The following is a 19,093-nucleotide window of genomic DNA, read 5'->3' as shown; positions in this document are numbered from 1 at the left end:
CCGCAGACCGAGGAGGGAACGACCCATGCTGAAGCGCCTGCTGCTCCTGTTGCCGCTGCTCGCCCTGCCGGCGGGCGCGGCGGAGCTCGACCCGCGCGCCATCGCCGTCCGGCTGCCGGAGCAGATCCCCTGGGGCCCGGTCACGCCCGGCGGCAACCAGCAGGCCATCCTCGTCGGCGACCCCTCCAGCCCGGGCTTCTACGCCGTCATGGTGAAGTGGCTGCCCGGGCACATGTCGCGGCCGCATTTCCATCCGAACGACCGCTTCATCACCGTGCTGTCGGGCACCTGGTGGATGGGCAGCGGGCCGGTCTTCGACCCGGCCTCCACCGTGCCCGTGCCGGCCGGCACCTTCGTCACGCATTACGGCCGTGGCATCCACTACGACGGCGCCAAGGAGGAGCCCGCCGTGCTGCTCATCGTGGGCGAAGGGCCCGGCACCTCGACGCCGGCGGAGGCGAAGTGACGGCGCTGCTGGTGGAGGGCCGCTTCCGCGGTCCGGCCGGCATCGGCAATGGCGGCTATGTCGCGGGACGGATGGCGGCGCTCCTCGGCGCGCAGCCGGCCGAGGTGACGCTGCGCCGCGGCTGGCCGCTGGACGTGCCGCTGCGGGTGGCGCGGCAGGGCGGCGCGGTGCAGGCGCTGGACGAGGCGGGGCAAGTGATCGCCGAGGCGCGGGAGGCCGCGCTCGACCTCCTGCCGCCCCCGCCGCCGAGGCGAACGGAGGCCGAGGCGGCGACGCGCTGGTTCCTCGCCAGCCCCTATACGCATTCGACCGGCCTCTGCTTCGTCTGCGGCTCGGCCTATGCGGAGGGCGTCGGGCTTCGCGTGCTGACCGGCCGCGTCGAGGGGCGGCCCGACATCGCCGCGGCGCTCTGGCGGCCGGCGGCGAGCTTCGCCGGGGCGGATGGCTCCATCGCGCCGGAATTCCTCTGGGCCGCGTTGGACTGCGCCGGCGCCTTCGCCTTCACGGTGAACGACCGGCCGCAGCGCATGCTGCTCGGCCGCATCACCGGGCGGCTCGACGGCGCGGTCGCGCCGGGCGAGGCCTGCATCGTCATGGGCTGGCAGATCGCGCGGGAGGGGCGGAAGCTGCAGGCCGGCACCGCGCTGTTCGGCGAGGATGGGCGGCTGCGCGGCATCGCCCGCGCGCTCTGGGTCCTGCCGGCGCTGGCGGCAGGATGATCGCCGGGGGCGCCCGACAGGCCGCAGCCGCGGCGTCGGGGGGCGGGACAGTCGCGCGGCTAAGCAAACCCCTCGGGGTTTGCGCTGCAACAAAACCCTAAGCAGGCTTTCGCTTCAAAGGGTTGGGCCGCACGAAGTGTGGCCCAACCCGCGAAAGTCTGCTTAGGGCCTCCGGTGCCATCGCCCGGCGCCGTCGCGTCCTCGCGCGTGCGCCGGGTGCCGCGGGATGGATCGGCCTCGCCGCGGCGCCGGCCCGCCGGAGGCACGCGGGCGGCGGCACGGGGCCGCATCCGCCCTTTGGTCTCCCGCGACCCCGGGTCTAGCATGGGATGAAACACCAGGGAGCGGAACGATGACGATCCAGGCGCTCGGCTATGTCGGGATCGAGGCGACCTCGCCCGAGGACTGGGCCGGCTTCGGCACCGGCCTGCTCGGCCTCATGCTGGCGGAGCGCAGCGCGAGCCAGCTCGTCTTCCGCATGGACGACCGGCGGCAGCGCCTGGTGGTGACGCCCGGCAGCCGCGACGGGGCGCGCTTCTTCGGCTGGGAGGTCGCCGATGCCGCCGCGCTCACGGCCATGGCGGCGCGGCTGGAGGCGGCGGGGATGCCCGTCGCGCAGGGCGACCGGGCGCTGGCCGGGCAGCGGCGCGTCGCGGACCTCATCGTCACGCAGGACCCGCTCGGCAACCGCCTGGAGATCGTCCAGGGCGCGGAGAGCACCGCCGAGCCCTTCCGGCCCGGCCGCTGCATCAGCGGCTTCCGCACCGGCGCGCTCGGCATGGGGCATGCGGTGCTGACGGTGCCGCGCATGGCCGATGTGCTGCCCTTCTACCGCGACCTGCTCGGCTTCCACGTCTCCGACTACGTCACCAACCCTTTCCACGCCTATTTCATGCACGTGAACCCGCGGCACCACTCGCTGGCGCTGATCGAGACGGGGCAGGCCGGGCTGCACCACCTGATGATGGAGCTGTTCCACCTGGACGATGTCGGCCAGGGCTACGACCTGGCGACGATGGAGGAGGGCCGCATCGCCACCAGCCTCGGCCGGCACACCAACGACTTCATGACCAGCTTCTACGCCCGCACGCCCGGCGGCTTCATGGTGGAATATGGCTGGGGCGGGCGGCAGGTGGACATGGCGACCTGGCAGCCCGTGGAGATGCGGTCCGGCCCCAGCCTCTGGGGGCACGAACGCACCTGGGGCAGCGCGGAGATGCGGGCCGAGGCGCGGCGGCTGAAGCTGCAGGCCGCGGCGGCGGGCGAGCGGGCGCCGGTGCAGGTGCTGCCGGGCAACCACCACCTCATGCAGGGCGAGTGCATGTGGTGGGAGATGGTGAAGGCGGCGGCGGAATAGCGCGGCGCGCAGCCGCGCCGGCCGTCCGGGCGGCCGGCCTGAATGCCGGCCGGCCGGTCTCAATCCACCCGGATGTCGTTCGCCTGGATGACCTCGCGGAATTCCTCCCGGTGCCGGCGGAGGAAGGTGGTGAAGTCGGCCGTGCCGCGGTGCTGCGGCTGGAAGCCGATGCGGGCGAGCTGCTCGCGCACCTCCGTCGTCGCCAGGGCGCGGCCGGTCGCCTCGGCCAGGCGCTGCAGGATCGGCTCCGGCGTCCGGGCCGGGACCATATAGCCGCCGAAGGCGCCGACATCGAGCGTCTCCACCCCCGGCAGTCGGGCCAGCGGCATCAGCTCCGGCGCCAGCTCCGTGCCGCCCCGCAGCGTCACGCCGAGTGCCCGCACCGCGCCCTGGCGGAAGAGCGGCGCGGTCGCGGCCAGCGTCTCCACCGCGAAATCCACCTGGCCGGCGGTCACCGCGGTCAGGCCCGGATTGCTGCCCTGGAAGGGGACATGCACGCCTTCGAGCTTCGCCTTGGCGAGGAACATGAGGGTGATGAGGTGCGAGGCGGCGCCATTGCCGGAGGTCGCGTAGGTGTACTTGCCCGGCTCGGCCCGGACCTTCGCCACGAACTCCGCCGCATCCTGCGCCGGGAAGTCCTTCCGCACGATGAGCACATAGGGCGAGATGCCGATCATCGCGACCGGCGCGAAATCCCTCTCCGGGTCGTATGGCGTCTTCTGCACCAGCGGCGCCGAGGTGATGGGCCCGGTGGAGGCGGCGAGGAGGGTGTAGCCGTCCGGCTGCGCCTTGGCGACGAGGTCGGTGCCGATCATGCCGCCGGCGCCGGCCCGGTTCTCCGGCACGATGGGCTGGCCCCAGAGCTCGGCGACCTTGGTCGCGGTGATGCGCGCCATCAGGTCCGTCGCCTGGCCCGGCGGCCAGGGGACGACCATGCGCACCGGCCGGGCCGGGTAGTCGTTGGCGCCGGCGCGGCCGGGCCGCAGGGCAGGAAGGGCGAGGCCGCCGGCGGCGAGCAGGGTCCGTCGTTGCATGGTCGTTTCCCGGTATGGTGGCGCGGCATGTGGCCCGCCGGGCACGCGGCGCCAAGCACCCCCGCGCGAAAGCCTGCCGGACCTAAGACCCGCCCGCCTATTCCGCCCGGATGCCGAGTTGTTTGATCACCGGGCCGAACAGCGCCGCCTCGGCCCGCAGCAGGCTGCGGAAGCCGTCCGGCCCGATCGGCGCCAGCTCCACCCCGATGCCGACGAAGCGCTCCTTCATCTCCTCCGTGGCGAAGCCGGCCATCACCTCCGCCAGCAGCCGGTCGAGGATCGGCTGCGGCGTGCCGGCCGGCAGCATGAGGCCGTTCCAGCCGCCGATATCGTAGTCCGGCAGGTCGGCCGCCTCGGCCAGCGGCGGGATGCCGGGCAGCAGGGCGGAGGCCTTCTTCGTGGTGATGCCGAGCGGCCGGAGCGAGCCCTGCTTCACCAGCGGGCCGGCCGCGGCGATGGTCTCGATGGCATAGTCCACCTGGCCGCCGAGGAAGGCCGCCATGGCCGGACCGCTGCCCTGGAAGGGTACATGCAGCGCGTCGATCCCGGCCTGGGCGTTGAACACGGCCGTCAGCAAATGCTGCGCGCCGCCGATGCCGGAGGAGGCATAGGAGTACTTGCCGGGCGAGGCCTTGAGCAGCCGGACGAAGTCGCGCGCCGTCTGCGCCGGGAAGTCCGGCCGCACCAGCAGCATGTAGGGCGAGAGGCCATAGGCCGCGACCGGGGCGAAGTCGCGCTCCACCACATAGGGCGTCCGCTGCACCAACGGGCTGAAGGTGATCGGTCCGATGGAGGCCGCCAGCATGGTGTAGCCGTCGGGCGGCGACTTGGCGACGTAGTCGGTGCCGATCTGCCCGCCGGCGCCGCCCCGGTTCTCCGGCACCACGTTCTGGCCGAGGCGCTTGGTCAGCATCTGCGAGACCAGGCGGCCCTGCAGGTCGGTGGACTGGCCGGGCGGCCAGGGGATGATCATGCGCGCGGTGCGGGCGGGCCAGGGCGCCGATGGCTGGGCGAGGGCCGGTGCGGCGGCGAGCGCGGCGCCGGCCGCGAGCAGGGACCTGCGGTGCATGGATCGATCCTCCCGTCTTGCCGGCAGCGCAGCACGGCGGCGGGGCGGCGTCCAGCGCGCGGCGGGGCTGGTCCGCCTGCAGGCGCGCGGCGGTTCGCCCCCGCGCATCGGCCCGTGACGGCCTATCCCGGGCGCAGGCCCGCGAAGGCTCGTCCCGCACGCATTCCCACGAAAGCCTGTGCCGCAAGCATCGCCGCCGCGTCCAACACCACGCGCATCCCTGCAGCGGCTACTCCACGCGCATCTCCGCGCGACGCACCACCGGGGCCCAGCGGGCGCGGTCCTCGGCGAAGAAGCGGGCGAAGGCCTCCGGGCTCCCGCTCGGCTCCACCTCCACCCCGCCCTCGAGCAGGCGGCGGCGCACCTCCGGCTCGGCGAGGGTCGCGTTCAGCGCGCGGTGCAGGATGGCGACGCGCTCGGGCGGCGTGCCGCCGGTGGCGAGCAGGCCGAACCAGGTCGCCGCCTCGATCTGCGGAAAACCCTGCTCGCCGGTGGTCGGCAGGTCCGGCATGGCGGCGCTGCGGGCGCGGCCGGCGATGGCGATGGCGCGCAGCGCGCCGGACTGGATATGCGGCTGCATGGGTGCGAGGGCATTGGTGAAGACCTGCACCCGGCCGGCCAGCATGTCGTTCAGCGCCGGGCCGGTGCCGCGATAGGGGATATGGGTCATCTCCACATCCAGCGCCTGCGCGATCATGGCGCCGGCCGCATGGCCGGTGCTGCCGACGCCGGGCGAGGCATAGGCGAGCGGCGGGTCGGCGCGGCGGGCGAGCGCCTGCAACTCGCGCAGGCTGGTCACCGGCAGCGAGGGCTGGACGACGATGACGTTCGGCCCCTGGCCCATCAGCCCGATCGGCGCGAAGCCGGTCGCCACGTCATAGGGCACGCGCGCATGCACGAGGGAGGTGATGGTCAGGCTGCCGCTGCCGCCGAGCAGGATCGTGTACCCATCCGGTGCTGCCTTCGCCACGACCTCGGCGCCCAGCATGCCGCCGGCGCCGCCGCGGTTCTCGATGACGAAGGGCTGGCCGAGCCGCCGGGCCATCCCCTCCGTCACCAGTCGCCCGACGATGTCGTTGGTGCCGCCCGGGGTGAAGGGGATGACGAGGCGGATCGGCCGGTCGGGGAAGGGCGCCTCGGCGCGCGCCGCGACGGGCGCGAGGAGCGGGGCGAGCAGCAGCGCGCGGCGCGTCGGCATGGAGGTTCCTTCCCGGGTGGCACGGTCTGCGCCGCCCGGCAGGCAGTACCATCGTGCCGCCGCGGCGGCCAGAATCCGCCCGCATGGCGCGGCGCCGGCGGCTGCGGCAGGATCGGGCGCAAGGATCCAGGGGAGGACCCGCATGCCCGCCACCCGCCGTGCCGCCCTCGCGGCCCTGCTCGCCGCGCCGGCCCTCGCGCGGGCGCAGGGCGGGCAGCCCATCCGCCTGCTGGTGAACGGCACGCCGGGCAGCATCTCCGACATCCTCTGCCGGACGCTGGGCGAGGCGCTGCGCGAGCGGCTCGGCAGGCCGGTGGTGCCCGACAACCGCTCGGGCGCGGGCGGCTTCGCCTCCGCCCTCGGGGCGCGCGGCGCGCCGGCCGATGGTAGCGTGCTGATCCAGGCCAATATCGGCGTCACCGCGCTGGCGCCGCTGGTCTTCCGCCGCCCGCCGATCGACCCGGATGCCGAGCTCGCGCCGGTCTGCCACCTGACGGACAGCCCCTTCGGCCTGGCGGTCCGCGCCGACGCGCCCGGTCCCGCAGGAGGGGGCGGCGGGACGCTGCCGGGCTGGCTCGCGGCCATGAAGGCGAAGGGCGGGGCGGAGATCGCGGTGAACAGCGCGACCGGCCTGCCGCGCTTCATGGTGCATCGCTTGGCCGCCGTCTCCGGCGTGCCGCTCACGCCGGTGATCTACCGTTCGTCAGGCGCCATGCTGCCGGACCTGGAGGCGGGGCATGTGCCGGCCGGCCTGACCATCGGCGGCGAGTTCATCGAGCAGCACCGGACGGGCCGGCTGCGGCTGCTGGCGCAGAGCCTGGGCGAGGGGCGCTGGGCCCTGGCGCCGGAGGTGCCGCGCTTCGACGAGCAGGGCCTCGACGACTTCGTCGCCAGCGCCTGGAATGGCCTCTTCGCCCCGGCCGGGCTGGCGCCGGAGCGCGCGGCCGCGCTGGCCGAGGCGGTGACCGCCGCGCTGCACGCGCCGGAGACGCTGGCGCGCCTGCGGCCGCTGGGCCTCGAGCCGACCGGCGGCAGGCCGGACGCGCTGCGCGCCCGCATCCAGGCCGACCGCCTCCGCTGGGCGCCGGTCATCGAGGCGAGCGGCTTCCGCGCCGACGAGCCCTGAGTCGACAGGGCCTCGCCGCACGGGACGCGACGCCTGGTCAGGGGCGATGCCCGCCTTCGCAGGCGCCGCCGCGCCGTGGCCTAGCGCCGCAGTTCCTCCGGCACCCTGCCGCCGTTCTCCGCCAGCTTCTGCATCACCTGCCGGTGCAGCCAGACATTCATCATGGCGGTGTCGCTGGTCCCGCCCTCGTAGTGCAGTTCCTGCGCCAGCGCCTTGCGGGACTCCAGGCTGCTGTCGAGCCCGAGCAGCTTCATCAGGTCGACGATCGAGTGCTGCCAGTCCAGCCGCTGCGCAGATTTCGCCGCCAGCCCGTTCAGGATGGCCGCGACGTCCACATTGCCGATCGGCGCCGGCTGGCCCGCGGTCGCGGCGTCGTCATGCGCGGCGGGCGGCGGCGGGGAGCCACCCTGTGCCGCGGCCTCGGCCGCGGGGGTGGCGCCGGGCTGCGCCGCCTGGGCATGGCCCGTGATCCTCGCCAGGATATCGCCGAAAATGCTCATGCCGGATCTCCCAAAAGTCGGACCGGCTGTCCAACTCCGGCGGGCTTAGCGGGTTCGCCGACGCCGTCGGATCACTGCCGCGTCAGCCCTGGAGAGCGGGCTGCACGATTGCGTCGGCCCGCAGCCGCCCGGCGCCACCGCCCCTCAGATCACCGGCGCGTCGTCCGGCGCCAGGGCCCGCTGCACGAAGCCATCGGCGAGCGGCGCGTATTCCTCCCAGAGCGCGCGCAAGCCGGTGAGCGGCGCCGCGGCCTTGTCCACCCGCAGGTCGACATAGGGGAAGGCCTCCCGCCACATCACCAGCAGGCTGGCCGAGGTGACCTCGCCATGCTCGCCGCCCGCGGCCTCCCCGGCCTCCAGCGCGCGCAGCAGCCGTTCGGCGAGCGGCGCGGCCTCGGCGGCGAGGAAGCCGGCCACCATCGCCTCCGGCACCGCGGCGGAGGCGAGGATGTTCCCCACCGCCACCACCCCCGGCCCATGCGCCGCCCCGCGTTCCGGCTTCACCCGCGCGCCGTGGTGGTGCGCCGTCCGGCCCGCCGCATCCAGCACCGCGAGCTGCCGCCAGCGCTCCTCCGGCGTGGAGGCGACCAGCGCCGCGACCGTCTCGGCCGCGCTGCAGCCGCTCCGCAGCAGGTCGAGGCCGCGCGGGCCGAGGCGCGGGTCGGTCCGGTGCTGGGTCAAGACGGCGCCGATCCCGGGGGCGGCGAAGGCGCAGCGGCTGCCGACCGCGATGGAGGAGGTGGTGACGGCCGCGCCGATCTGGCCGGTGCGCGGGCAGCGCGCGATGAGGGAGAAGGTCATGCCGGGATCGAAGCGCGCCGCCGCGCTTGCGTCCAGCGCGCCGCGGCGGGAGGATCGGGGCAAGAACGACCGGGGAGGGGGGCGGATGCGACGCACCGTGCTGGCAGCGCTGCTGGGCCTGGCCGTGGCCATGCCGGCCGCGGCCGAGGAGCGGACCATCCGCCTCGTCAGCGGCTTCGCCGCCGGCGGCGCCTCCGACCTCGTGGCCCGGCTGACGGCCAACGAGCTCGGCCCGATCCTCGGCGCCCGGGTGGTGGTGGAGAACCGCACCGGCGTGAACGGCGTGATCGGCGCCGCCGAGGTCGCCCGCAGCGCGCCGGACGGCAATACGCTGTTCCAGTGCCCGATGAGCACCCTGGCCATCGTGCCGCAGCTCGTCGGCGCCAGCCTGCCGCTGGATCCCGGGGAGGCGCTGCAGCCGATCGCCAACCTCGCCCTCTCCTCCTACGGCTTCGTCGTGGCGGCGAAGGGGCCCTATGCCAGCGTGCAGGAGGTGCTGGCGGCGGCGCGGGCGCGGCCGGGACAGGTCAGCTTCGGCAGCGCCGGCGTCGGCTCGGCCCAGCACCTCTCGGGGGAGTTGCTGAAGCAGAAGACCGGCACCGACATGGTGCACATCCCCTATCGCGGGGCGACCCCGGCCGCGCTCGACATCCTCGGCGGGCGGACCGACTTCATGATCACCAACCTCGCCGATGTGGCGGGGCAATTGCGCGACGGCAGCATGCGGCTGCTGGCGCTGGCCGATACCGGCGGCTCGCCGCTTTTCCCGACGGTGCGGCCGCTGGCCGAGATCGTGCCCGGCTTCGACGTGACGGGATGGTTCGGCCTCTGCGGTCCCCGCGGCATGCCGCCAGAGGTGGCGGGCCGGCTGGAGGCGGCGCTGCGCCAGGCCATGGCGGGCGCGGCCCTGCCGCGCCAGTTCGGCGAGAACGGCCTGACGCCGCGCTTCGAGGATGCCGCCGCGCTCGCCCGCCGCATCGCCGCCGACCGGCGGACCTGGCGGGAGGTGATCCGGGCGGTCGGCGTGCGCGCGGAATGACCGCGCTCGCGCATCGGTGTTGAGCATCCCGTCACCGATCCGGTAGCGTTCCGGCGTCCGGCCAGGACGGGGACATGGCAACCGCGGCAGGAGGGAAGCGAGCGGATGAGGCTTTCCGACAAGGTCTACCTGCAGAACCAGTGGTTCGACCGGCTGCCGCTGCAGCAGCAATTCCTCGCGGCCTGGTGGTGTGCCTGGGGCGGCTTGCTGACGATGCTGATCCTCAACCTGTTCTTCGGCATCCGCTTCCTGCCGATGCTGCTCATCGTGCTGGCGGTCGTCATGACGCCGCGGCTGATGTTCAAGTTCGACCTGCTGGACGTCTCGCCGGGCCTGCCGCCGCGCGACCAGGGTCCGCCGACGCGCATCGCCGTCCGCGGCCCGGGCTGGGTCTACCGGCTGAACGCCTGGTTCGACCGGCGGGAGGAGTATGCCCGCATCCTCGTCGTCGCCTTCGCCACCCTGGCGTGCTTCGTCCTTAACATGCTGCTCTACTGGCGGTGGGAGGTCCCGGTCGGGCTGCTGCTGATGCTGGCGCTGCTGGTGCTCGGCTGGGCACGCGTGCTGCACGTGCAGGGCTGGCTGGCGCCGCGGGAGGCCTGAGCAAGCCTCCCGGGGCTTTGCGCTCAGGCATGCATCGAAGCAGGACCTCGCACGCGCCCCGGGCACTCGGTCATGAAAAAAGGCGCCCGGTCTCCCGGGCGCCCCTTCGAACCGTTCGCGCAGCGGTCTTCAGGCGCTCTGGCCGCTCTGCAGCCCGCCCTTCTGCAGCAGGGTGTCCACCACTTCCCAATCCACCAGCTTGTTCAGGAAGTTGTCGAGGTAGTTCGGGCGGACATTGCGGAAGTCCAGGTAGTAGGCGTGCTCCCAGACATCGACGCCGAGGATCGGCGTGCCTTCGCCGGTCGAGAGCGGGTTGGCGCCGTTCGGGGTCTTCGTCACCTTCAGCTTGCCGTCCGGGGCGATGATCAGCCAGGCCCAGCCGGAGCCGAACTGCGTCACGCCGGCCTGCTTGAAGGCTTCCTTGAAGGGGGCGAGGCCGCCGAGGTCCTGGTCGATCTTCGCGGCCAGCGTGCCCGGCAGCTTGTCCCCGCCGCCCTTCGGCGACATCACCTGCCAGAACAGGATGTGGTTCCAGTGCTGGCCGGCCTGGTTCAGCACCGGCAGGCCGTCGGCGCCGGCCTTGCCCGCCTCGGCGACGATCGTCTCGAGGCTCTTGCCCTGGAGGCCCTTGCTCTCGATCAGGCCGTTCAGCGCCGTGACATAGGCATTGTGGTGCTTGCCATGGTGGAGCTCGAGCGTCTCCTGGCACATGCCCTGACCGGCGAGCGCGTCGGGGGAATAGGGCAGCGGCGGCAGGCTGAAGGCCATGGGCTGTTTCTCCTCGGTTTTGGCTGGAACGCGCCCGGGGGAAAATCCAGGTGGGGGCCGGGTGCCGGCGAAACAGCTAGGCGGGGTGCCGTGGCGCGTCAAGCAAGCCGCGGGCATAAGCCCGGCCATGGCGACCCAGGACGCAGTCTCCCCCATGGCGGAATTCGCGCGCCGGCACGATCCGGACCGCTTCCTCTGCGCGCTCTTCGCGCCGGCCGCGCTGCGGGAGAGGCTCTTCGCGCTGATTGCCTACAATCATGAACTCGCCCGCGCGCGGGAGGCCGCGCGCACGCCGCTGATCGCGCTCATGCGCCTGCAATGGTGGCGCGATGCGGTGGAGCATGCCGCGGCGGGCAGGCCCGCGCCGCGGCACGAGGTCGCCGGCCCGCTGCATGCCGCGATCGCGGCGGGCGCGCTCGATGCGGCCGGGCTGATCGCCATGGCGGATGCGCGCGAGATCGAGGCGGAGGAGGAGGGCATCCCGACGCGCGAGGCCTTCGCCGCCTATCTTCGCGGCACCGCCGGCGGCTTCGCGGTCGCGGCCGGGCGGCTGCTCTCGGCGCCGCCCGCGCTGCTGCCGGCGCTGCAGCGGGCGGGGGCGCTCTACGGCCTCGCGGGCGTGCTGCGCAGCGTGCCGGCGCTGGCGGGGCAGGGCCGCTGCCTGCTGCCTGCCGATGCGCTGGCGGAGGCGCGGCTGACGCCGCAGGCGGTGCTGGCGGAGCCGCGGGCGGAGGCGGTCGGCAGGGTGGTGCGAGGCCTGGCCGCCGCCGCCCTGCCGGACCTGCCAGGCCTCCGGGCCGGGCTGCGCACCCTGCCGCGGCCGGCCCTTGCCGCGGCGCTGCCCCTGGTGCTGGCGCGACGCGACCTCGGCCGGCTGGCGGCCGGGCGGGCGGTGGGCGAACGCGCGCTCGGCGATCGCGCCGCGGTGACCTGGGCCGGGCTGCGCGGCCGGGTCTGACCCGGACGCGGATTGCGCTGGCGCAAGGAATCCTCGCGCGGCGCGCCCCTAGGCTCCTTCCGGTCCCTAGCGCCGGAGGGGGTGCCATGAGCGAGACCCTCGATGTCAGCCGCCGTGGCTTCGAGGAAGCCTGGTTCGCCGAGGAGAACCAGCGGCTGCTGCGGCAGATGCTGGTGGCGGAGGCGCAGGCCTGCCGGCGCTCGGCGCTCGCGGTCGCCTCCGGCCTGACGGAGGAGCGGCTGCTCGACCGCCTGATCGCGCTCGACATCGCGCCGGACAGGCTGGCGGCGCTGGTGCTCGCGCCGCTGGTTCTTGTTGCCTGGTCGGATGGCACGCTCGACCCGCTGGAACGGGCGGCGATCCTGAAGGCCGCGGCCGAACGTCATGTCGCGGCAGGCAGCCCGGCCTGGCGCCTGCTCGAGGGATGGCTCGAGCAGGCGCCTCTGCCCATGCTGTTCGAGGCCTGGGCGGCCTATGCCCGATCCGTCCTGCAGGCGATGGCGGTGCCGGAGCGTGCCGCCTTCCGGTCCTGGCTGCTGCGCCGGGCGCGGGCCGTGGCGGAGGCGGCAAGCGGCTTCCTCGGCCTCGGCTGGACCGTCTCGCCGGCCGAGGCGGCGATGCTGCAGCGGCTGGAGGCGGCCCTCGCGGACTGACGGCCGCCGCGCTGCGCCGCGTCAGGCCCGCTTGCGCTTCTTCGCCACCGGCGCCGGCGCGGCCAGCAACGGCGCGAGGAAGCGGCCGGTATGGCTGCCCGCGGTCGCCGCCACCTCCTCTGGCGTGCCGGCGGCGACGATCCGCCCGCCGCCATCGCCGCCCTCCGGCCCGAGGTCGAGGATCCAGTCCGCGGTCTTGATGACCTCGAGGTTGTGCTCGATCACGACGACCGTATTGCCGGCCTCGACCAGCGCGTGCAGCACCTCGAGCAGCTTGCGCACATCCTCGAAATGCAGGCCGGTGGTCGGCTCGTCCAGGATGTAGAGGGTGCGGCCGGTGGCGCGGCGGCTGAGCTCCTTGGAGAGCTTGATGCGCTGCGCCTCGCCGCCGCTCAGCGTCGTCGCCTGCTGTCCCAGATGGATGTAGCCGAGCCCGACCTCGCGCAGCACCTTCAGCTTGTCGTGGATGGCGGGGACGGCGGAGAAGAACTCGACGCCCTCGTCCACCGTCATCTCCAGCACGTCGGCGATGGACTTGCCGCGGAACTTCACCTCCAGCGTCTCGCGGTTGTAGCGCTTGCCCTTGCAGGCATCGCAGGTGACGTAGACGTCGGGCAGGAAGTGCATCTCGATCTTGATGACGCCGTCGCCCTGGCAGGCCTCGCAGCGGCCGCCTTTCACGTTGAAACTGAAGCGCCCGGGCTTGTAGCCGCGGGCGCGGCTCTCCGGCAGCTCGGAGAACCAGTCGCGGATCGGCGCGAAGAGGCCGGTATAGGTCGCGGGGTTGCTGCGCGGCGTGCGGCCGATCGGCGACTGGTCGATGTCGATGATCTTGTCGAGCAGCTCCAGCCCCTCGATCCGGTCATGCGGGGAGGGGACGGTGCCAGCGCCCATCAGCCGCCGCGCCGCCGCCTTGTACAAGGTCTCGATGACGAGGGTCGATTTCCCGCCGCCCGAGACGCCGGTGACGCAGGTGAAAGTGCCGAGCGGGAATTCCGCCGCGACGTCCTTCAGGTTGTTGCCGCGGGCGCCGACTACCTTCAGCAGGCGCTTGCGGTCGATCTTGCGGCGCGTCTCCGGCACCTCGATCCGCCGCCGACCCGCGAGGTAGTCGCCGGTCAGGCTGGCAGGGTTGGCCGCGACCTCGGCGGGCGTCCCCTGCGCGATCACCCGGCCGCCGCCGGCGCCGGCCGCCGGGCCGATATCCACGAGGTGGTCGGCGGCGCGGATGGCGTCCTCGTCATGCTCGACGACGAGGACGGTATTGCCGAGGTCGCGCAGCCGCCGAAGTGTGGCCAGCAGCCGCTCGTTGTCCCGCTGGTGCAGGCCGATGGAGGGCTCGTCGAGGACATAGAGCACGCCGGTCAGCCCGCTGCCGATCTGCGAGGCCAGCCGGATGCGCTGGCTCTCGCCGCCCGAGAGCGTCGCCGAGGACCGGCCGAGCGAGAGGTAGTCGAGTCCGACATCGACCAGGAATTGCAGCCGCTCCTCGATCTCCCGCAGGATCCGCCGCGCGATCTCCTGCCGCTGCGGCGTCAGCGTCGCCATCACCCCGGCGAACCATTCGCGCGACTTGCGGATGGAGAGATTGGAGGCCTCGCCGATATGGCTGCCGGCGACCTTCACCGCCAGCGCCTCGGGCTTCAGGCGGTAGCCTTTGCAGGCCTCGCAGGGCTTCTCCGCCTGGTAGCGCGTCAGGTCCTCGCGCACCCAGGGGTTGTCGGTCTCGCGGTAGCGGCGCTCGAGATTGGTGACGACGCCCTCGAAGGGCTTCTTCACGTCATAGGCGCGGAGCCCGTCCTTGTAGCGCAGCGTGACGACCTCGTCCCCCGTGCCGTGCAGGATGGACTTGCGCACCCTGGCCGGCAGGTCGGCCCAGGGTGTCGAGGTCTGCACCTTGTAGTGCCGCGCCAGGCTCTCGAGCGTCTGGTCGTAATAGGGCGACTGCGCGCCGGACCAGGGGGCGACGGCGCCCTCCGCCAGGCTGCGCTGCTCGTCCGGCACCACCAGTTGCGGGTCGAAGAAGCTTTGGGTGCCGAGCCCGTCGCAGGTCGGGCAGGCGCCCTGCGGGCTGTTGAAGGAGAAGAGGCGGGGCTCGATCTCCTCGATGGTGAAGCCGGATTCCGGGCAGGCGAATTTGGCGCTGAAGACCGTGCGCTCGCCGGTATCGGCATTCTCGGCATAGGCGATGCCCTCGGCGAGGGCGAGCGCGGTCTCGAAGCTGTCGGCCAGCCGCGGGGCGATGCCGTCGCGGACCACGATGCGGTCCACGACGATCTCGATGTCATGCTTGAACTTCTTGTCGAGCTTCGGCGCCTCGGCGATCAGCACCAGCTTGCCGTCCACCTTCACCCGCTCGAAGCCGCGGCGCTGCCATTCCGCGAGCTCCTTGCGGTACTCGCCCTTCTTGCCGCGCACCACGGGGGCGAGCAGCAGCAGCCGCGTGCCCTCCGGCATGGCCAGCACGCGGTCGACCATCTGGGAGACCGTCTGCGCCTCGATCGGCAGGCCGGTCGCGGGTGAGTAGGGCACGCCGACCCGCGCCCAGAGCAGGCGCATGTAGTCGTGGATCTCGGTGACGGTGCCGACGGTCGAGCGCGGGTTGTGGCTGGTGGTCTTCTGCTCGATGGAGATCGCCGGCGACAGCCCCTCGATGCTGTCCACGTCGGGCTTCTGCATGAGCTGCAGGAACTGCCGCGCATAGGCCGAGAGCGACTCGACATAGCGCCGCTGGCCCTCGGCATAGATGGTGTCGAAGGCGAGGCTCGACTTGCCGCTGCCGGAGAGGCCGGTGATGACCGTCAGCGTCCCGCGCGGGATGTCGAGGTCGAGGTCCTTGAGGTTGTGGGTCCGGGCGCCCCGGATGCGGATCTGGCCGGCGGCCAGGGGGGAGGCAGTGGGAGAGGCAATGGGGGAGGCCATGGGGAGGGGCGGGCTGGCCATCGGGTCGCTCCAGCGGGCCTGGGAGGCGGTCCCAGGTTCACATTGTGTTCTTGGGGGAATGCCACCATATTGGGGCGGCGGGAAGGGGTCTCGTCGGGCCCCGGGCATGCGCTCAGGCTGGTTCCGTCGGGATTCAGCCGGTATGCTCTCCGCTCGATTCCGGGGGTTTGGGCGGCATGGCCGGCAGCGTGAACAAGGTGATCCTGGTGGGCAATCTGGGGCGTGACCCGGAGGCCCGCAACATGCAGACCGGCAGCAAGGTCGTCTCCTTCTCGGTCGCCACCAGCGAGACCTGGAACGACCGCGCCTCCGGCGAGCGGAAGGAGAAGACGCAGTGGCACCGCGTCGCCATCTTCAACGAGAAGCTGGGCGAGATCGCGGAGAAGTACCTGCGCAAGGGTAGCAAGGTCTACCTTGAAGGTCAGCTCGAGAGCCGGAAATACACCGACAAGGACGGGCAGGAGCGCGAGATCACCGAGGTGGTCATCGGCCGCTTCAAGGGCGAGCTGACGCTGCTCGACGGCCGCGGCGGTGGCGGCGGCATGGATGAGGGCGGTGGTGGCGGCGGCTATGGCGGCGGCCGCTCCTCCGGCGGCTATGGCGGCGGGGAGCGCTCCTCGGGCGGCGGCAACCGCGGCGGCGGCGGTGGTGGCGGCGGCTGGGACAGCAAGCCGAAGGGCGGCTCCGACCTGGACGACGACATCCCGTTCTGAGCCGCCCGTCCCGATGACGGGTGGGGGGCCCGACAGGCCGGCGTGCGGTGATCCGCTTGGCGGCATGACGAAGAGCCTTCGGCCCTGGAAGGTCGGCGACGCCTGGCTGCCGTCCCCGCTGCAGGTGTCCGTGCCTGCGGGGCATCCCGCGCATCTGGTCCGCGGCAGCGTGGCGGAGGTGCTCGATCCCTCCGCCAGTCCTGCCGCCTGCACGGAGCCGAGGGGCCATCCGCATGGACCCGGCCAGGGGCTGGCTGGCGCAGGCTGCGGAGGACGCTCCTGGCCACTGTGGCGGGTGTGACGCGGGGGATGCCGCTATCAGGGCGCCAAGTCCCCTGGCCCCGCATCGACGGGAGAACTGCGGTACCAGGATACCACACCCAAAAAACCCTTGTTTCCCCTTGACCTCCGGGCGTCCGGCCGCCATAAGCGCGCACTCATTCCAGACCGGACCACTCGGACGATGCCGCAGCTGCAGACGCAGACCCGCTCGCTGAAGCCGGCGGAGGTGCAGAAGGCCTGGGTGGTGGTCGATGCGGACGGGCTCGTGCTCGGCCGGCTCGCCGCCATCATCGCCAACCGCCTCCGCGGCAAGCACAAGCCCCAGTTCACGCCGCATGTCGATTGCGGCGACCACGTCATCGTGGTCAATGCCAAGCGGGTGAAGGTGACCGGCCAGAAGGCCGAGCAGTCCATCTTCTACTGGCACACCGGCTACCCCGGCGGCATCAAGCAGCGCACGGTGCGCGAGCGGCTCGAGGGCAAGTACCCCGAGCGCGTGATCGAGAAGGCCGTCGAGCGGATGATCACCCGCGGCCCCCTCGGCCGTCGCCAGATGAAGAACCTGCATGTCTATGCCGGGCCCGAGCATCCCCATGCCGGCCAGCAGCCCGTCGCCCTCGACGTCGCCGGCATGAACCGCAAGAACAAGGTGGCCTGAGCATGAGCGAGCAAACGACCGGCACGCTCGCCGACCTGCGGAACCTGGTGCAGGGCACGCCCGCCGCCGGCGAGGCGCCCGCGGCCCCGCGCACCCCGAAGCGCGACGAATTCGGCCGTTCCTACGCCACCGGCCGCCGCAAGGACGCGGTCGCGCGCGTCTGGGTGAAGCCCGGCAAGGGCAACATCGAGGTGAACGGCCATCCCGTGCTGAAGTACTTCGCCCGGCCGGTGCTGCGGATGCTGCTGACCCAGCCCTTCCTGGTGGTCGACCGCTACCAGCAGTTCGATGTCTACGCGACCGTCACCGGCGGCGGCCTCTCCGGCCAGGCCGGCGCGGTGCGGCACGGCATCAGCCGCGCGCTGACGAACTACGAGCCGGAGCTGCGCCCCATCCTGAAGAAGGCCGGCTTCCTGACCCGCGACCCGCGCGTGGTCGAGCGGAAGAAGTACGGCAAGGCGAAGGCGCGACGCAGCTTCCAGTTCAGCAAGCGCTGAGCCGGGGCGGACCGGCGCAGGCGCCGGTCCGATGTCGGATTGTCATACGGGAGGGGCGGATCCGCAGGGGTCCGCCCCTCTTGCTTTTTGGGCCGCGCGGTGCGGCAAATGCACCCCAGAGGAGGGGCGAGAGATGGCCAAGGGCAGCATCCCCACGGTGTTCATCGACGGCGAGGCCGGCACCACCGGCCTGCAGATCCGCGAGCGGCTGACGCTGCTGCCGCATGTCGCGGTCCGCAGCATCGACCCCGCCCGCCGCAAGGACCCGGAGGCCCGCCGCGCCCTGATGGCCGAGGTGGACCTGGTCGTCCTCTGCCTGCCGGACGATGCGGCGAAGGAGAGCACCGCGCTCGCCGCCTCGCTCGGCGCCGCGGCGCCGAAGCTGCTGGACGCCAGCACCGCCCACCGGGTGAACCCCGACTGGGCCTATGGCCTGCCGGAGCTCTCGCCCGAGCAGCCCGCGAGGATCACGGCCGCCACCCGGGTCTCCAACCCCGGCTGCTATCCTACGGGCGCGATCCTGCTGCTGCGGCCGCTGGTCGATGCCGGGCTGCTGCCGCCGGACTACCCCGTCACGGTCAATGCCGTCTCCGGCTATTCCGGCGGCGGCAACAGCATGATCGCGGCCTATGAGTCGCGCACCGCACCCGACTTCGAGCTCTACGGCCTCGGGCTCGAGCACAAGCATGTCGCCGAGCTGCAGCTCTACAGTGGGCTCGCGCGGCGGCCGATCTTCGTCCCCTCGGTCGGCGACTTCCGCCAGGGCATGATCGACAGCATCCCGCTGCACCTCGACCTGCTGCACGGCAGGCCGGCGCCCGCCGAGCTCGAGGCGGTGCTGGCGAAGCGCTATGCCGGCAGCGAGTACATCCGCGTGGTGCTGGCCGAGGCGAAGCTGGAGCCGCAGGCGCTGAACGGCAGCAACCTGCTGGAGCTGCGCGTGCACGGCAATGCGACGCGCGGCCAGGCGGTGCTGACGGCGCGCTTCGACAACCTGGGCAAGGGCGCCTCCGGCGCCGCGGTGCAGAACCTCGGCCTCATGCTCGGCATCGCGGTCGAGACGCGGCTGCCGGCCGCGGCGGAGTGACGGGCATGGACCAGCGCGTCACCCCGGCGGTCCTGCCGCCGCTCTACCCCTTCGAGGGCAAGGTCCCGGTGGTGCACGCCACCGCCTGGATCGCGCCCACCGCCGCCGTCATCGGCGACGTGGAGGTCGGGGAGGGGGCCAATGTCTGGTATCACTGCGTCCTGCGCGGCGACACCAACATCATCCGCATCGGGCCCCGGTCCAACATCCAGGACGGCACGATCGTGCATGTGAACTCCGGCCGCGCCACCTCCGACAATTTCGCCACCATCATCGGCGCCGACGTGACGGTGGGCCATGCCGCGATCATCCATGCCTGCCGGCTGGAGGACCGGGCCTTCGTCGGCATGGGGGCAACGGTGCTGGACGGCGCGGTGATCGAGCAGGGCGGCGTGCTGGCGGCCGGCAGCGTGCTGCCGCCGGGCAAGCTCATCGGCCGGCTCGAGCTCTGGATGGGCAACCCGGCCAGGCTCCTTCGCGTGCTGACGGAGGAGCAGCGCGCCGGCTTCGACCGCACCGCGCCGCATTACGTCGAACTGGCCGGGCGGCACCGGGCCTCGCTCGGCGGCTGAGCGCGGCTGCACGACCGTCGCGTGGAAAGGGGCCCCTCCGGGCCCTTTTT

20 protein-coding genes are annotated in these 19,093 nt (G+C 72.8%); 13 read left to right on the top strand and 7 right to left on the bottom strand.

What is annotated here, in order from left to right:
* The 3 genes from Q7A36_RS33750 to Q7A36_RS33740 all read left to right on the top strand — a co-directional run.
* Nucleotides 1–466 (top strand): cupin domain-containing protein (locus Q7A36_RS33750; protein WP_305108199.1); only part of this gene is annotated, 466 nt, incomplete at its 5' end.
* Nucleotides 463–1,185 carry a hypothetical protein gene (locus tag Q7A36_RS33745; protein WP_305108198.1) on the top strand — a complete coding sequence of 241 codons (723 nt, stop codon included), beginning with the start codon at nt 463–465 and terminating at the stop codon, nt 1,183–1,185. The genes Q7A36_RS33750 and Q7A36_RS33745, both read left to right, overlap by 4 nt.
* Before the next feature lie 352 nt (nt 1,186–1,537).
* Nucleotides 1,538–2,542 carry a VOC family protein gene (locus Q7A36_RS33740; RefSeq protein ID WP_305108197.1) on the top strand — a complete coding sequence of 335 codons (1,005 nt, stop codon included), beginning with the start codon at nt 1,538–1,540 and terminating at the stop codon, nt 2,540–2,542.
* A 59-nt stretch (nt 2,543–2,601) separates the two neighbouring features.
* Here Q7A36_RS33740 and Q7A36_RS33735 read toward each other — a convergent pair whose 3' ends face one another.
* From Q7A36_RS33735 to Q7A36_RS33725, 3 genes are all read right to left on the bottom strand, one after another.
* Nucleotides 2,602–3,576: a Bug family tripartite tricarboxylate transporter substrate binding protein gene (locus Q7A36_RS33735; protein ID WP_305108196.1), complete on the bottom strand. Its 975-nt coding sequence runs from the start codon at nt 3,574–3,576 to the stop codon at nt 2,602–2,604.
* 97 nt (nt 3,577–3,673) lie between these two features.
* Nucleotides 3,674–4,645 (bottom strand): Bug family tripartite tricarboxylate transporter substrate binding protein, encoded by a 972-nt coding sequence (locus Q7A36_RS33730; RefSeq protein WP_305108195.1) that lies wholly within the window; start codon nt 4,643–4,645, stop codon nt 3,674–3,676.
* A gap of 229 nt (nt 4,646–4,874) precedes the next feature.
* Nucleotides 4,875–5,843 carry a Bug family tripartite tricarboxylate transporter substrate binding protein gene (locus tag Q7A36_RS33725; protein WP_305108194.1) on the bottom strand — a complete coding sequence of 323 codons (969 nt, stop codon included), beginning with the start codon at nt 5,841–5,843 and terminating at the stop codon, nt 4,875–4,877.
* A gap of 142 nt (nt 5,844–5,985) precedes the next feature.
* On the opposite strand from Q7A36_RS33725, the gene Q7A36_RS33720 reads away from it, so the two are divergent.
* Nucleotides 5,986–6,969 (top strand): tripartite tricarboxylate transporter substrate-binding protein, encoded by a 984-nt coding sequence (locus Q7A36_RS33720; RefSeq protein ID WP_305108193.1) that lies wholly within the window; start codon nt 5,986–5,988, stop codon nt 6,967–6,969.
* An 80-nt stretch (nt 6,970–7,049) separates the two neighbouring features.
* Here Q7A36_RS33720 and Q7A36_RS33715 read toward each other — a convergent pair whose 3' ends face one another.
* Together Q7A36_RS33715 and Q7A36_RS33710 are read right to left on the bottom strand one after the other, a co-directional pair.
* Nucleotides 7,050–7,469 carry a DUF3597 domain-containing protein gene (locus Q7A36_RS33715; RefSeq protein ID WP_305108192.1) on the bottom strand — a complete coding sequence of 140 codons (420 nt, stop codon included), beginning with the start codon at nt 7,467–7,469 and terminating at the stop codon, nt 7,050–7,052.
* Between the two features lie 144 nt (nt 7,470–7,613).
* Complete coding sequence (locus tag Q7A36_RS33710; protein WP_305108191.1) at nt 7,614–8,270, bottom strand: DUF1028 domain-containing protein; 657 nt, start codon at nt 8,268–8,270, stop codon at nt 7,614–7,616.
* Here Q7A36_RS33710 and Q7A36_RS33705 point away from each other — a divergent pair.
* Together Q7A36_RS33705 and Q7A36_RS33700 are read left to right on the top strand one after the other, a co-directional pair.
* Nucleotides 8,269–9,309, top strand: a complete 1,041-nt coding sequence (locus Q7A36_RS33705) for a Bug family tripartite tricarboxylate transporter substrate binding protein (RefSeq protein WP_305108190.1) — start codon at nt 8,269–8,271, stop codon at nt 9,307–9,309. The two genes, Q7A36_RS33710 and Q7A36_RS33705, sit on opposite strands and share 2 nt — an antisense overlap.
* Before the next feature lie 105 nt (nt 9,310–9,414).
* A complete protein-coding gene (locus Q7A36_RS33700) occupies nt 9,415–9,912 on the top strand; it encodes a hypothetical protein (RefSeq protein ID WP_305108189.1) in 498 nt (165 codons plus the stop codon).
* A gap of 129 nt (nt 9,913–10,041) precedes the next feature.
* Here Q7A36_RS33700 and Q7A36_RS33695 read toward each other — a convergent pair whose 3' ends face one another.
* Nucleotides 10,042–10,680 carry a superoxide dismutase gene (locus tag Q7A36_RS33695; protein ID WP_305108188.1) on the bottom strand — a complete coding sequence of 213 codons (639 nt, stop codon included), beginning with the start codon at nt 10,678–10,680 and terminating at the stop codon, nt 10,042–10,044.
* A 127-nt stretch (nt 10,681–10,807) separates the two neighbouring features.
* Between Q7A36_RS33695 and Q7A36_RS33690 the strand changes: the two genes are divergently transcribed.
* Together Q7A36_RS33690 and Q7A36_RS33685 are read left to right on the top strand one after the other, a co-directional pair.
* Nucleotides 10,808–11,638 carry a squalene/phytoene synthase family protein gene (locus Q7A36_RS33690; protein ID WP_305108187.1) on the top strand — a complete coding sequence of 277 codons (831 nt, stop codon included), beginning with the start codon at nt 10,808–10,810 and terminating at the stop codon, nt 11,636–11,638.
* Nucleotides 11,639–11,724: 86 nt separating this feature from the next.
* The gene (locus tag Q7A36_RS33685) at nt 11,725–12,291 is read left to right on the top strand and encodes a hypothetical protein (RefSeq protein WP_305108186.1); all 567 of its coding nucleotides are present in this window, start codon (nt 11,725–11,727) and stop codon (nt 12,289–12,291) included.
* Nucleotides 12,292–12,312: 21 nt separating this feature from the next.
* Here the strand turns inward: Q7A36_RS33685 and uvrA are convergent, their stop codons facing one another.
* The gene (gene uvrA / locus Q7A36_RS33680; RefSeq protein ID WP_305108201.1) at nt 12,313–15,213 is read right to left on the bottom strand and encodes an excinuclease ABC subunit UvrA; all 2,901 of its coding nucleotides are present in this window, start codon (nt 15,211–15,213) and stop codon (nt 12,313–12,315) included.
* Nucleotides 15,214–15,410: 197 nt separating this feature from the next.
* Here uvrA and ssb point away from each other — a divergent pair, with 197 nt between their 5' ends.
* The 5 genes from ssb (at nt 15,411) to Q7A36_RS33655 (ending at nt 19,043) form a co-directional block, all read left to right on the top strand.
* Complete coding sequence (ssb, locus tag Q7A36_RS33675; protein WP_305108185.1) at nt 15,411–15,947, top strand: single-stranded DNA-binding protein; 537 nt, start codon at nt 15,411–15,413, stop codon at nt 15,945–15,947.
* A 463-nt stretch (nt 15,948–16,410) separates the two neighbouring features.
* Entirely contained in the window at nt 16,411–16,887 is a 477-nt protein-coding gene (gene rplM, locus Q7A36_RS33670) for a 50S ribosomal protein L13 (RefSeq protein ID WP_305108184.1), read from the top strand.
* Nucleotides 16,888–16,889: 2 nt separating this feature from the next.
* The gene (gene rpsI / locus Q7A36_RS33665) at nt 16,890–17,384 is read left to right on the top strand and encodes a 30S ribosomal protein S9 (protein WP_370655746.1); all 495 of its coding nucleotides are present in this window, start codon (nt 16,890–16,892) and stop codon (nt 17,382–17,384) included.
* A 133-nt stretch (nt 17,385–17,517) separates the two neighbouring features.
* Nucleotides 17,518–18,471 (top strand): N-acetyl-gamma-glutamyl-phosphate reductase, encoded by a 954-nt coding sequence (gene argC / locus Q7A36_RS33660; RefSeq protein WP_305108183.1) that lies wholly within the window; start codon nt 17,518–17,520, stop codon nt 18,469–18,471.
* A gap of 5 nt (nt 18,472–18,476) precedes the next feature.
* The gene (locus Q7A36_RS33655) at nt 18,477–19,043 is read left to right on the top strand and encodes a gamma carbonic anhydrase family protein (protein ID WP_305108182.1); all 567 of its coding nucleotides are present in this window, start codon (nt 18,477–18,479) and stop codon (nt 19,041–19,043) included.
* The last annotated feature ends 50 nt before the right edge of the window (nt 19,044–19,093 follow it).

This window comes from Paracraurococcus lichenis (assembly GCF_030657435.1).
GTDB lineage: Bacteria > Pseudomonadota > Alphaproteobacteria > Acetobacterales > Acetobacteraceae > Paracraurococcus > Paracraurococcus lichenis.
The sequence above is the reverse complement of the archived record's forward strand: the minus strand, read 5'-3'. Positions and strand labels throughout refer to the sequence as shown.